We start from the raw sequence: 13,385 nt of genomic DNA on the forward strand, positions 1-13,385 counted from the left end.
ATTCGTATTGAAAACATTCAATTAACTAAGCACCGTAAGCAATTTGTCTTTCTCATTCACAACGGCATCTTTGGTTCCCACGACATCCAGATAATTCGACGTATTCGTAATAATAATGGGTGTAACCGTCTCATATCCGGCATCCTTGATGGCTTGCAGATCGAATTCCATAATCAGATCGCCTACATTTACACGGTCGCCGTCTTTCACGTGAGCATTGAAATGTTGGCCTTTCAGTTGTACCGTATCCTGTCCGATATGAATCAGCATCTCAACACCATCATCCGTGACCAACCCAATGGCATGTTTCGTACGATACACGGTTTGCACAACCCCATTAATCGGGGATACCACTCTGCCACTGGTTGGACGGATGGCGATACCTTTACCCATATGTTCGCCAGCAAATGTAACGTCGTTGATTTCTTTCAGTTCAACCACTTCACCAGCCATTGGGCTGAAAATTTCATATCTGTTGTTCGGGTTTGGATCAAGTACTGGTGCGGGAGTGGATACTGGCGCTGCTTCTACTTTGTCCTTGAATCCAACGACGTAGGTAAGAACAAAACCAAGTATGAACGCAACCGCTGTTGCCACAAGTGCCATGTAGAATCCGGAATCAACACCAGTGGCCGAGTTGATAAAGGTCGGATATCCGAATACGCCAAGTCCACCAAACATGTACATTTTAGACCCAAAGAACCCTAAGATGGCTCCACCGATACCACCTGCAATACAGCTCATGATAAACGGTTTTTTCAGCGGAAGCGTCACGCCGTAAATAGCTGGCTCGGTGACTCCGAAAATACCTGAAATAAAGGCTGGAATACTTAACGATTTCAATTTGGCATTTTTCGTTTTTAACATGACAGCCAATACTGCACCAATTTGAGCAAAGGAAGCGGCAAACGACATCGCTACCACCGGATCGGATCCAGACGTGCTCAGGTTCAGAAGCATAACTGGAACCAATCCCCAGTGAAGACCGAACAGTACAAACACTTGCCACAAACCACCGATGACCAAACCTGTAACGAGCGGGCTTAATTCATAGATGCCCGTTGCTCCTGCACCGATCAATTGACCTGCCCAAGTAGAGATTGGACCAATTACAAGGAATGTTGCTGGAACAATAACAAGTAATGTAAAGAATGGAACTAGGAACGTACTAACCACTTTAGGAATGACGTTTTTGAAGAATCTCTCTATTTTTACAGCAAAGAATGTAGCGATAATAATCGGAATAACCGATGAAGAATAGTTCATCAGGATAACAGGAATGCCCAAGAACGTAATGTGAATGGGTGATTCAAACAATGTACCTGCGAACAGGGTGTACAGTGGATCTCCCGTAGATAACCCGGATAGCGTTGGATAAACCAGCGTAGCTCCGATCGCCATACCCAGGAACGGTGATCCGCCAAATTTCTTAATCGCAGTATAACCAAGGAATACCGGGAAGAAGTAGAACAGACAGTCACCCGTTGCATTCAACAGATGGTACGTTCCTGATGTATTCGTTATCCATCCAAAGGATATAAACATCGCTGTAAAGCCTTTGATCATCCCTGTCGCAGCGAGTAGTCCGAGCAGAGGTGTGAATACACCAGAGATCATGTCGATAAAACGACTGAACAAACTCCCCTTGTTACCCGAATCTTCCTGTTCCTCTGCAACCTGTCCTTCAGCAGGCAGATTACCTGCCTTAACAACTGCTTTATATACATCCGGCACTTCATTGCCGATAACGACCTGATACTGTCCACCACTCTGCATGACGGTAATAACACCTGGCAGATTATTAAGTTCCTCCGTTTTAGCAACGCTTTCATCTTTGAGTTTGAAACGCAATCTGGTTACGCAATGGAATACACTGTTTACGTTTTTGGCTCCACCTACACCAGACAAGATGTCTTTGGCCAGTTGATCGTAGTTCATAGTAATTCTCCCTCTCTAAGTAGACTCCCGATGCTTGTGAAACAAAGAAAACCTGAACTACTGAACATACATAACGTTCCCGATAAGTCGGAAATAAGTCATGTTATTCAGCAATTCAGGTTTTGCCCTTAACGGTTGCAACCCTGTAAGGCTGTACACAGCGATATTCAGTTGTTACACTAACAACTTCATCTTAAAGTAAGTTGCAACCCATCTTTACGGACCCAGAGTGGTCGGAAGTATCGGAATTGCCTGATTGAACAGTTACAATCCGATTGATGTATGCGCTTACTTTATGAATTCATAATATAATAACCGCTGAACTTTTGCAAGCGTTTTTTTAAGAATCTTTATTTTGTAATATCGTTACTCTGATGTGGCGTGCACCACACGTTCGATATGAATGGTTAAGTACATCATTTCTTCGTTAGTCAGTTGATACGTGTAGTTATTTTCAATGAATTTCCGAATTTTCTCCGAGCACTTGTGCGCTTCAGGATACTTCTTCTGAATCATCTCAAATAACTCATCGTCGTTGTTGCTCTTGTAATGCTTGCCTTTCACCAGCCGTTGGGCGAAAAACTTCAGATGGGTCACAAATCGATAATAATTCAGTGAGTTCTCGTCAAAGTCCATTTTGAAATGATATTTAATAATCGTCAAAATCTCCTGCATCACTTGAGACATGCTTCGGATGTTAGGCATCTCTTCGTTTAGTGCCGCATTTACAAAATGAAGTGCCATGAAACCCGCCTCATCTTCCGGTAAAAGCACACCAAACTGATCACAAATCATATTCAGCGCTTCCATTCCTACCTCATATTCATCCTTGTAAAGCTGCTTGGTTTCCCAGAGCAATCCATTACGGATGGGCAGATGGTTACGATAACGTTCAATGGCAAAATGAATATGATCCGTCAGATGCAGGTAGATGCTCTCGTTGAGCTTTTTCCCCAACTTCAGCTTGGCATAGGCTATAATTTCCTCAGACACTTTCATGTATTCCAGTGGTATGCTCGCGATTAATGCCTTGAAATTTTCCTGGATATCTTCATTCTGTAAAGTAAATATCTTATCAATATGCTGCTCGGACACATCATCGCCAGCTCGCTTCTGAAAAGCAATGCCCCGGCCAATGACAATAACCTCACGTTCGTCTTTAATCGCCACTACAGCATTATTGTTTAACACCTTCTCGATCTTCACTTTATCCACTCCAATATACAGAAAAAGGCAAACCGTACCTTCCACGAGGTCACTGGCCTTGCCTTTTCACTTCAATATTAACTAATGTGCGTTCATGGTATTACATTTTTCTACAATGTGCAACAAAAAAATCGATGATGCTTTATCGCTAACAAACCACATGTTGAACGTCTAAATGAATCTGTTCAGCTGCTTTGTATTTTTTTCTGTTTGCGTATAATCAAGCTGTATTTTCCTGCCTTCCCATCAAAACCACTCCCTTAGCATGACGCCTTATCCAGAGAATTATACTTGACACCCGGAACGCCAAATCCTTAATTTCAATACCTGTCTGTATTAGACACCTTTTTACTGGCCCTTGACTTTGTGCATTTGACTTTGTGCATATAAGCCAAAATTGATAGAGACGTTCATAAATAATTCCGCTTCATTTCAGACAAAAAACGCTTGCACTTATTTACCTTTTTTTTATTTATATGCTTCTTAAAATCAAGTTGAATTCAAATCAAAAATATACAAAAAAAGCCCTTTATTTTAGAGTGCTTCATGTGTCTGAATAATGAAAAATTTCATACAAAAAATTAATTATTTTTATTTCGTCACGCTTTGCTCACTTTTTTGGCAGACATATATCATTTCATAACATTCTTCAGTGAGCGGTGTACCACATGTGATTTCAATAATCACGCCCTCCGTATTTGCAGCCCATTTGGAAAGGAATTTCACATCTTCAAGGTATGCATTATTCTCCTGATCGTATAACGCAGGGTTATCGTATTCTTCAGTATTATCTATATGAATAGTCATTCGTGTCCCTTCTTTTCGTGTAATCGTTTCATCATGATTTATTATTGCGGCTTTCCTTCTTCAACTCTGCTTCAATCCTGCGATTGATTACTTTCAACTGATCCGAATCCAAGTGTTCGACATTAGTCAACTGTTCATCTATCTTGTATTCTTCCGCTTCACCCTTGTTCATCAGTCCCAGATGATGCTTGATGGATCGAATATCCTCGCGCATACTCATGGTCTGACGATAATTGTCTGCAACAAGTGCAAATATAATAGCACCTGCCAGAATCGTACCATATGGGAACAGAAGACAGAGAACAACTCCTACTACTAAAGCCAAAATAATGTACATGCTTTTTCGCCTCCTCTTTCAATTACAGATTGAATCGTTCTTGGATGAGTTGAGCAACCTCTGTCGCACTCTTATCCGTGTTATTGATTCGAATATAATGCTCGTGCGTAATTTCTCCAGGCTCTGAATTCAATCGATATTTCTCCATGCTCGAAATCAGATCCTGCTCAGACCATTCGACATTCCGCTTCGTTGCTTTGTGCAGCAGCCGATGTGAGCTTTTATTACGAACCAGACGTTCCGTCGAATCAGCTTCCAGTTCAACATAGCATACCTCAGCACCTCCGGACTCGAACAACGCACTGATTTTTCGAATGTACTCCCAATCCTCTTTCATATCGAAAGCCCACACAAATGTAAAAACCAAACCGGGCAGCTCGCTCTTCGCCACTTCTTCAAAAATCTCCTGACGGAACAGGTTAACAAGCCTCTTTCCTTGAGGCGTACCATAACTGAAATAGGGCGACACCAGTTCAATCGTCATATGATTGTGAAACAATTTCAGATTAGTGATCTTCTCCAATTCCTGGCCAACCGTCATTTTCCCTACAGCCTGTGGACCAAAAATAATGATAAACTTCATTCCACCACTCCTGACTTCAGTTACATGTATTCCATTACTTGAATTTTATGGACATTAATCCATAATAACGCCTCGTGGACAAATAAAAAAGAGATTTCAAGCCATCCACTGAAAGTTCAGGGCTTGAAATCTCTTTTTCGGTTACACTTTTTATTCACACATTCATGTTCAGTCCAACGTTAACGTCCAATCAGAACCCATCCCCACTTCATACGTCGGAGTCCCATGGCAATAATCCATGAGAGCAGTATTGCTACAACATAAGACAGCATAATGCCAAGGCTAAAATGTGGAGCGAGCTCCACGGTGAGTTCTCTTCTCCAGAACAACAGTACTAATGGGTGTATTAAGAATACACCAAACGCCACCGTGCCCAATGAATTAAGAATGCGAGTTGCCCGATTACATCCGCTCTGTTTCCAAGCGCCCATTCGTTCACATGTCATCAACAAGAGCAAGCAGGCCGAAAGAGTAAACAGATTACGGAAAAGAAATAGCAGCGTATAGGTTAGTGCCGGAGATGCGGCGAAAGTCGTTTTTACATAAGTATTGCCATAAATAAAGACGGCCCCTCCGCTCAACAATGCAGCGATCAACACATAACGGTAGGAGAACAGTTTCTTCATTGCTGCATCGAAGTTCAACCCAATCCAGGCACCGAATCCAATAACAATCAGGTAACTTGGCAGCAAACTCCCCATCCTTGAGAAATGAAACTGCAGATGCAGGGCGTAAAAAACTGCCTGTGCCGCAATAAAGAACAACGGTAAATATTGATTAAATAAACGATAACGTGTAAACGAAAGAAGCAGTGGAAATACCACATAAAATTGCAAAATAATTAGAAAAAAATATAGATGCGTGTGTGCAGTGCCGGTTAACAATTGCTCCGAGAACTGCTTCACATGTGCCAAAGGCTCTTTGTTTGCTAGCCACTGCTTGACGATAAAATAAATGAGTGACCAAGCCAGATAAGGCACAAAAACATAAAATAATCGCTTTTTATAAAAAGTGGGCATCCAGCCCTTTTCCTTCATCTTGGAGCTGTAATTGTAGAACAACACCAGCGAGGAGAGGAACAGAAATGCAGGTACGGCGAATTGCAGAAAGCTGTTCCAAAAATAATAAAAGTCATGATCCAGCGTGTGCTTGGGATAATGGGCAACTGCCGTTGAAGTCGCATGAATAGCAACCACAGCCATGATTGCAAAAGCACGATAGAGATCCAGATACTCAATACGCCGGGGCCGATTAACCGGATAATTCATAATAAAACCTCACTTATGCCTGATAGAATGATAGTTTCCGGCCGCAATCCAGATTCTACTCTTTATTTTAAATCAGCAGACGTGGGTATTACAATCATAATCCATATTATTTTCGTTAAATTACAACAATTCTCAACATTATTCGACATCGCCTATCCAGAACCGCTCTACGATATTCCCATCAGGCTCAACATAGTCTTGATCCTGAATCCCTCCGTTACGAAGAATAACTCTTCTGGATGCCTCATTGTGCGCGTCACATACAACCAGCACTTTCGTGATCCCGAGATCTTTCGTGATTTCCAAGGAAAGCTTGAGGATTTCGGCACCGTATCCATTTTGCCGCTCGCCTGGACGAATCCCATAACCAATATGTCCTCCGCTATGAAACAGCTTCTCATTCAGCTCATGTCGTATATTCACGGCTCCAACCACTCGATCACTTTCCGTCACGAGCCAATATGTACTGTCCCTAACCCAGCTTTCCGGTATATCAATGCCTTGTTCATTACGTTCCAAAAAAGCTAACATCCCTTCAAAAGGGTAGGGTTCTTTCGAAATAACCCACGGTACCATCGATTCTCCGCTTGCAACCCAGTCTTCATAAAATGCCATATACGTTTCTTTATATTCTGCTGAAGGTTTGATTAGTCTAACTTTTTCTTTGCTCATTTTACGCACGTCCTCCTCACTCATATTGATTGCCCAGCTATTTCAACCTAATATACTAATTCACAGTCATGATGCTCCCAGACGTCGAACAGATTACCGTCCAAATCCTCGAAAGTAAAAAACTTCCCGTATACGCCCTCATCACTAACTTTGCCAACACGGACATGACCAGCAGTGAGCTCAGTATGGAGTTTGATGATATCGTCAGTAAAAAAAGTGATTACCCATCTCTTTTTCTGCCTCACTTGAAATACGGCTCTGGAATCATGATCACTTTCAATCAAATCGAGAATCGGTCTATTGTCTCTAAATAGGCTAATATAGCCTTCTCTAGGCTGCCTGATATTGAATCCAAAATGGTTTACAAACCATGCTGCTGACTGCTCTACATTTGTCACAGGAATGACATTGTATGCAATGCCCAGTATTTTTCCACTCGTCAAATTGATTCATCTCCCTTCATTGCATTAATAACTTATGATCCTCTTATCGATCTGAAGAACAGTATCTTTAACCAAGTATAAAAAGAGAACCTGCGTATGCAGATCCTCTACTCGGGTCCAGCTTTCGCTATTATATTAGTTCACGATCCTGTTGGCGGATTCCTCTAATCATACCCGTTATACTGATTCCGTCTGTTGTGCATAGACTTCCTGATCCGCTCCAAGCATCTTGTAAGTGAATTGATAGCTTCCTGATCCCAGCGCAATTCGTACATCGGTTCCCTGCGCTTGAAAATCATGAATACCCGCTACTTGGTCCAAAGCTTTCCCGTTCTCCCGAACGGTCTGTACATCTGCTCCAGGAAGAAGGATTGTACCCGTTGTATTGGCAGGAATCGTCACAAGAACTTCCATCTCGTTATGTTCACGACGATACCAGTTTGATGTCACACAACCGTACATCGTCTCGAAACTTGCTTCCACCCACTCCAGTCCAGCTCCCGGTTTGGGCTTGATGTGCACAATCCGGAATCCAGGCTGATGTTCATCCGTATTAATCCCCGCAACATAACGATATAACCACTCCCCTATGGCGCCATATGCATAATGGTTGAATGAGTTCATATCAGCACTCCACAGACTTCCGTCCTCCCGGATTCCGTCCCAATGCTCCCACACTGTAGTCGCACCTTGTGTCACTTGGTATAACCAAGATGGATAATCCTCCTGAAAGAGTAGCGTATAGGCCAGATCATGATGTCCCGTATCACTCAGTACCGGATTCAGATAAGGTGTTCCCACAAAACCGGTGGTCAGATGGTTCCCTGCGTCCGCAACCAGTTTCCCCAATTGATCAATAGTACGTTTCCGAGCTGTAGCATCCAATAGGTCAAAATGCAAAGCAAGTACATGCGCTGTCTGTGTGGGGACGGCAAGTTTGCCCGCAGGTGTCACGAATTCATCCTGAAATGCAGTAACAATGTTGTCATGAAGATTATCATAATACACTGCATCTTCCTTCTTCTCCAACACCTCGGCTGCTTTCCGTGTAAGAGAAACAGAGTAGGCATAAAATGCTGTCGCTATGAAATCCTTGTCTGTGGCCCCGATATAGCTGTCCGGTTTGGAATCCAGCCCGAGCCAATCGCCAAAGTGGAAACCTGTATTCCACAAGTAAGGATTCTCCCCTTGAGCATGAATGTAATTAATCCAGCGTTTCATGCTGTCATATTGCTCAGCCAACAGCCTGACATCCCCATACATCTCGTAAATCGTCCATGGACAAATGACAGCAGCATCTCCCCAGGCGGCAGAAGAATGATTGGTGTCTCCCCATCCCTCAGACGTCGGACTCCTCAGATCTGGAACAAAGAAGGGAATACCTCCATCTTCTCCCTGATCTGCCTGCACATCCCTGAGCCATTTGGTAAAAAAAGGCGCTGTGTTCATCAGGTATGAAGAGGTTCGTATAAACATCTGTGCGTCTCCCGTCCAGCCCAGCCGCTCATCACGCTGCGGACAATCTGTCGGTACGTCGAGAAAGTTTCCTTTTTGCCCCCACAATATATTGTGATGAAGCTGATTCACCAAAGGACTGGAGCTTTTGAAGTGACCTGTACGCTCCATAGTGGAATGCAGCACAACTCCAGTGAAATCCTCCAGGTTAACGTGATCCGGGAACCCGATGAGCTTCACATAGCGGAATCCCTGAAACGTAAAATGCGGCTCATACGTCTCCACACCGTTGCCTTTTAGCGTATAGCGGATGCACTGAGTGGCACTACGGAGATTTTCTGTATAGAAATTACCTGCATGATCCAAAATCTCGGCATGTCGTAATTCAACCGTATGACCCGACTCACCCTGAATGCTGAATCTCATCCAGCCGACCATGTTCTGTCCCATGTCCAGCACACGCTCTCCTTGAGGCGTTGTCAGCAAAGCGATCGGCTTCAACTCCTGTACTTGCGTTACCGCCACATTCTCCTGAGCAACGATGATCTCTTTCGTATAATCCAGCACACGTACGGGTGACCATGTCGTTGAGGATGAATCTGTCCACTCGGACTCCAGGCGAGCATCGTACGTTTCACCCATATAGATATCCGACATGCGGATGGCACTAGACGTGCTCTCCCAGTGTTGATCCGATACAATGCGTTTCTCCGAACCATCCCCATAATGAACATGAAGTTCCAGCAGTAAAGCATGGTATGCTCCGTAGATCTTCTGCCTCTTATCCCATCCCAAATGTCCTTTATACCAACCATCACCCAGATAAGCACCGAGTAGGTTCTGTCCATTCTGAAGCTGATCCGTTACATCATAGACCTGATATTGCAACCGCTTCCCATAACTGGTCCAGCCCGGGGTGAAGTATGCTTCGCCCACTCTCTGATTATTCAGATGAAGTTCGTACAATCCAAGTGCAGTCACATATATTCTTGCCGCTGCAACAGGTTTTTTTAGTTCAAACAAGGTACGCAGTCGAGGGCAAGACTCATCCTGCTGAGAGGATGGATCTACTGTAATCCAATCCGCCTGCCAGGCATCTTTACTACCCATGAATCCCGTCTCGAAATACGCTGTCTCCGACCAGTTTGATTCATCTCCTGCATGATCCCAGGCACGAATGCGATAATAGTAGCGGGTTCGTGCTTCGGGTACCCAATGCTCCAGTTCAACATGAATGGACTGGTCAGAGCTCATTTTGCCGGAATCCCATTCAATCTGGTCCAAATCTTCTGTTCGTGACAACTGAATTTGATAAGCTGACTGTACACAATTTCTGCGATCGGATTGCAAATGCCAGCTTATCCTCGGAGACGTGATATCTAGTCCAATCGGATTTATTTTATACTCACAACGCAGATGATTTACAATCAACATCAGAGAAACATCCCTTTCCATCGTGGTTTCCAATTCAAGGTTACGATATAATTATATCGATTCTGTGTTCGGAAATACCTGGCGAAGAGGACTGTTTAACCCGGTTATCTGGTCATTCTCAACGGAGGAGGCTATCTTATGAATTCTACCGTCCAGCTGTTCAAGAGCGAATCCTTTTTCCAGAATAATCTGAAGCTGTTCGTGAACCGGTGTTCCGAGGATTTTGTGGTTCCCTTTCACGCACATGAATTCGTTGAATACAGTTATGTGGCAGAAGGAAAGGGCTTTCATCACATCGATGAAGATATTATTCCAGTACACAAAGGTATGCTGTTTGTCATTCCGGTTGGCGTTCCTCATGTATTCCGTCCGGCTACAGCGAATGTATCAGAGCATCCACTCATTATCTATAACTGTCTGTTCAATTCTGAACTGATCCACACCCTGTCCATCATTATTCAGGAGGCGGAGATTCGAAACCATCTGACAGATCTGGAAAAGAATCGGGTTCCTTATGTATCTATCACTGATTACAGCCAACGGATGGAAGAATTAATGGTAAAGCTGTACCGTGAATCTGCCGTTCCGGGAATCGGCTCATCCACGATCCTATATACGCTCGTTAGTCAACTCGTCGTAACGACCTACAGACACATTCATCAAATCACCTGCAATGAGAAGGAAAATACAACTGATATGGAACACATCCTTCATTACCTGGACCAACATGTTAACGAACGAATCCGTCTAAGCGAACTCGTGAATATCTCTGGTTGGAGTCAAAGACATATTGGACGTATGTTCGTGACCCACACCGGGCGGACGTTTGGAGCTTATCTGCAACATTTGCGCATACAAAAAAGCTGTGAATTGCTGAAGAATTCACAACATAAAGTCAGTTTAATTGCTGAACTTGTAGGCTACAGGGATGTAGATTCATTTTACGCCGTCTTCAAACGCATTACGGGAGAAACCCCGCAGGGCTATCGCAGGAACTTCAGAGCTAAACCATCGAATTAAGTGTTCCTGCCTTCTGCTCCTTTCCCTGGGTTCATCTCTTTACCGACTCACGCTTGCTCTCTTCATGTTCTGTTTCAAGCAGACGATCTACATATGCCTTTGCACCTTTCCAGGAGGTCATTAACGGAAACTGATGTTGCTCCCGCTCGTTTACATTCCATGGATGAGGGATGCAAATGACTTTCTTACCATCATTCAGCGCCGGTATCAGGTTATGTGCTCCATCATCAATTAACAGATCGAAGTTAATCAGGTTCTTCCGTTTACAGGTTATAAACTGTTCTGGAGATATGTATGGCATATGCTTCTGGAGCCAATTCCACTTCTCAACAACCGTCTTGGGCTCAGCCGCCGTCAGGATAAGCAGATCATAGGCTAGATGGAGCTTTTCCACCTCTTCCACCACATACTCGTCATAAATCTCCAGTTCCTCAAACAGTCCTGGCCGACCGTAAAATACATCATGTGTACATTCCGGATGGCGAATATGGGATGTATCCCAGTGCACCATATCCTCGTATCGCAGCGGATGAGTTGGAAAGTTGATGTTATTGTGGTATATGGCTCGCTTGACCAGATGGCATATGGTATCATCCATATCTACAGCAATAATAGGTTTCTTCATCAATATCCCCTCCAATAGGATCACAGTATATCATCCCAGATGTAACAGCGCTATCCTTTTTGAGCTCAAAATAAAAAGCGGCCCCTGCGCTGCAATAACTGCGGCGCAAGGACTGCCCCCGAAATCAACCCAATTCTTCGCCATTCGTAGCAATGACGTTCTGATACCAACCAAAGCTCAACGTGCCCTTTCCATTGTCATCCTGATCGACGTAGATCACACCATAACGCTTGGAAATTTCCGAAGTGGACGTACTAATGATATCAATCGCACCCCAGTTGGTATAACCCAGCCATAAAGGTTGGATAACTGCCTCGCACCTGTACGTCGGTATGCAGTAAATTCAGCTGGTTATCAAACTTAGCTTGCAATACATCCCCCGGTTTTGAGGTTGCCGGGCGATGTTTGAGTTTATATGGTTATGTAACATTTTACTTTTATGTTACATTAAATGAATATGTAACCATTGATATTTAATAATATGACCTAAACTAAACAGGAGGATTCATTTTGAAAAAAGTCATTTCAATGACCGTAGTCATTGCCGCCATGTCACTATTGTTATCTGCGCCGCTCACCTTGACCGCAAAATCCAATGACCTCTCGTTGATAGAGAATCAGGAGTCTGCTGAGCGCCTGGATCGGAAAACGCAAAAACTTTTGAGTGATGAACTAGTTAAACTCGTGGGGAAACAGAACATTCAATTCACCACAATAGACACATCATTTGATCCGTGGATCATTAACGGAACTATAGATGGAACTGGGTTCGCCGATTTCACACAAAGATACGATCCTGATACGAATCGTGTCTTGTCCACCCTTCTCACGTATGATACCGCTGATCTGAATAAAGTAATGGATAATGCGCTGCGCCTGAAGCTCGATGCCTTCTTAAAAACATTTGAAGATGAAGATATCTTCATTAAAGGTTCTTTCTGGCGTTTCAAAGCCAATGATCAGGAACATGGACATTTACTCCAAAACTACTGGGTCATTTTTGGACCAAGTCAACAACTTTACATCGATGTGGACAAAGGTAATCAAATGTCGGCAATCCTGCAATATAAAATCGATGATGTCTATGCCTGGATGACAAACATAGCACGAAATTCACTCAAAAAACTTGGAATCCCCTCAGTAAAAGCTTTTGATTACACCTTATTTACCGTAGAAGGAAAAGATATGTTATGGCAGTATCGGGATGACGACAATCTAAATTACGTGCATATCGGCAGCAAGACCGGAAAGGTATGGAAAGTCACCAACGAACTAGGTATTAACTGGAAAAATGATACTGATTTCAAAAAGTCTTTTGCCAAGCCTAAGCTGAGCAAAAGCAAAGCATTAGCCATCTCTACACCTACAGTCAGATCTATATTTGGTATTGAGCTAAAAGGTTATTCCGTTCGTATCCAAGAAAACGAATACACCTTCACGAAAAAAGGATCCATAACGATTATCGGTAAAATCAATAAAAAAGGTGCATTTTATTCATTTGAAGCCATTCCTTCAAAAGGGGAAAGAAACTAACTTACATATAAAAAACAGGCGGCTTGAACTCCGATTTCCGGGAGATCGAGCCGTTTTATTTTAC

At 43.3% G+C, this 13,385-nt stretch carries 12 protein-coding genes and 1 pseudogene; 2 read left to right on the forward strand and 11 right to left on the reverse strand.

What is annotated here, in order from left to right; all coding sequences use genetic code 11:
- Positions 1 to 21 precede the first annotated feature (21 nt).
- The 9 genes from QP794_RS28885 to QP794_RS28925 form a co-directional block, all read right to left on the reverse strand.
- On the reverse strand, positions 22 to 1,938 hold the full coding sequence (locus QP794_RS28885; RefSeq protein WP_285080149.1) for a beta-glucoside-specific PTS transporter subunit IIABC: 1,917 nt from the start codon (positions 1,936 to 1,938) through the stop codon (positions 22 to 24).
- A gap of 366 nt (positions 1,939 to 2,304) precedes the next feature.
- The gene (licT, locus tag QP794_RS28890) at positions 2,305 to 3,144 is read right to left on the reverse strand and encodes a BglG family transcription antiterminator LicT (RefSeq protein ID WP_285080216.1); all 840 of its coding nucleotides are present in this window, start codon (positions 3,142 to 3,144) and stop codon (positions 2,305 to 2,307) included.
- Between the two features lie 591 nt (positions 3,145 to 3,735).
- The gene (locus tag QP794_RS28895; RefSeq protein WP_285080151.1) at positions 3,736 to 3,951 is read right to left on the reverse strand and encodes a hypothetical protein; all 216 of its coding nucleotides are present in this window, start codon (positions 3,949 to 3,951) and stop codon (positions 3,736 to 3,738) included.
- Positions 3,952 to 3,982: 31 nt separating this feature from the next.
- Positions 3,983 to 4,288: a hypothetical protein gene (locus QP794_RS28900; RefSeq protein ID WP_285080152.1), complete on the reverse strand. Its 306-nt coding sequence runs from the start codon at positions 4,286 to 4,288 to the stop codon at positions 3,983 to 3,985.
- 22 nt (positions 4,289 to 4,310) lie between these two features.
- Positions 4,311 to 4,871: a DEAD/DEAH box helicase family protein gene (locus tag QP794_RS28905; protein ID WP_285080153.1), complete on the reverse strand. Its 561-nt coding sequence runs from the start codon at positions 4,869 to 4,871 to the stop codon at positions 4,311 to 4,313.
- Positions 4,872 to 5,050: 179 nt separating this feature from the next.
- Positions 5,051 to 6,139: an acyltransferase gene (locus QP794_RS28910; protein WP_285080154.1), complete on the reverse strand. Its 1,089-nt coding sequence runs from the start codon at positions 6,137 to 6,139 to the stop codon at positions 5,051 to 5,053.
- 138 nt (positions 6,140 to 6,277) lie between these two features.
- The gene (locus QP794_RS28915) at positions 6,278 to 6,811 is read right to left on the reverse strand and encodes a GNAT family N-acetyltransferase (protein WP_285080155.1); all 534 of its coding nucleotides are present in this window, start codon (positions 6,809 to 6,811) and stop codon (positions 6,278 to 6,280) included.
- A gap of 47 nt (positions 6,812 to 6,858) precedes the next feature.
- Entirely contained in the window at positions 6,859 to 7,254 is a 396-nt protein-coding gene (locus tag QP794_RS28920; protein ID WP_079349305.1) for a VOC family protein, read from the reverse strand.
- Positions 7,255 to 7,431: 177 nt separating this feature from the next.
- On the reverse strand, positions 7,432 to 10,143 hold the full coding sequence (locus QP794_RS28925; protein WP_285080156.1) for an alpha-L-rhamnosidase: 2,712 nt from the start codon (positions 10,141 to 10,143) through the stop codon (positions 7,432 to 7,434).
- A 138-nt stretch (positions 10,144 to 10,281) separates the two neighbouring features.
- Here QP794_RS28925 and QP794_RS28930 point away from each other — a divergent pair, with 138 nt between their 5' ends.
- Positions 10,282 to 11,163: a helix-turn-helix domain-containing protein gene (locus QP794_RS28930; protein ID WP_285080158.1), complete on the forward strand. Its 882-nt coding sequence runs from the start codon at positions 10,282 to 10,284 to the stop codon at positions 11,161 to 11,163.
- Positions 11,164 to 11,194: 31 nt separating this feature from the next.
- Here the strand turns inward: QP794_RS28930 and QP794_RS28935 are convergent, their stop codons facing one another.
- Both QP794_RS28935 and QP794_RS28940 read right to left on the reverse strand, forming a co-directional pair.
- Positions 11,195 to 11,788 carry a 5' nucleotidase, NT5C type gene (locus QP794_RS28935; protein WP_094937296.1) on the reverse strand — a complete coding sequence of 198 codons (594 nt, stop codon included), beginning with the start codon at positions 11,786 to 11,788 and terminating at the stop codon, positions 11,195 to 11,197.
- Between the two features lie 124 nt (positions 11,789 to 11,912).
- Positions 11,913 to 12,080 (reverse strand): annotated as a pseudogene (locus QP794_RS28940) (family 1 glycosylhydrolase); the annotation flags it as partial.
- A gap of 218 nt (positions 12,081 to 12,298) precedes the next feature.
- Between QP794_RS28940 and QP794_RS28945 the strand changes: the two are divergent.
- On the forward strand, positions 12,299 to 13,321 hold the full coding sequence (locus tag QP794_RS28945) for a hypothetical protein (protein ID WP_285080159.1): 1,023 nt from the start codon (positions 12,299 to 12,301) through the stop codon (positions 13,319 to 13,321).
- Positions 13,322 to 13,385: the final 64 nt, after the last annotated feature.

It is taken from the genome of Paenibacillus sp. UMB7766-LJ446, from assembly GCF_030226665.1.
GTDB classification, from domain to species: Bacteria; Bacillota; Bacilli; order Paenibacillales; family Paenibacillaceae; genus Paenibacillus; species Paenibacillus vandeheii.

Coding starts and splice junctions, on each gene's coding strand:
- QP794_RS28885 (WP_285080149.1), bottom strand. CDS start 1,938: ATGAACTACGATCAACTGGCCAAAGACATCTTGTCTGGTGTAGGTGGA.
- QP794_RS28895 (WP_285080151.1), bottom strand. CDS start 3,951: ATGACTATTCATATAGATAATACTGAAGAATACGATAACCCTGCGTTA.
- QP794_RS28900 (WP_285080152.1), bottom strand. CDS start 4,288: ATGTACATTATTTTGGCTTTAGTAGTAGGAGTTGTTCTCTGTCTTCTG.
- QP794_RS28905 (WP_285080153.1), bottom strand. CDS start 4,871: ATGAAGTTTATCATTATTTTTGGTCCACAGGCTGTAGGGAAAATGACG.
- QP794_RS28910 (WP_285080154.1), bottom strand. CDS start 6,139: ATGAATTATCCGGTTAATCGGCCCCGGCGTATTGAGTATCTGGATCTC.
- QP794_RS28915 (WP_285080155.1), bottom strand. CDS start 6,811: ATGAGCAAAGAAAAAGTTAGACTAATCAAACCTTCAGCAGAATATAAA.
- QP794_RS28925 (WP_285080156.1), bottom strand. CDS start 10,143: ATGTTGATTGTAAATCATCTGCGTTGTGAGTATAAAATAAATCCGATT.
- QP794_RS28930 (WP_285080158.1), top strand. CDS start 10,282: ATGAATTCTACCGTCCAGCTGTTCAAGAGCGAATCCTTTTTCCAGAAT.
- QP794_RS28935 (WP_094937296.1), bottom strand. CDS start 11,788: ATGAAGAAACCTATTATTGCTGTAGATATGGATGATACCATATGCCAT.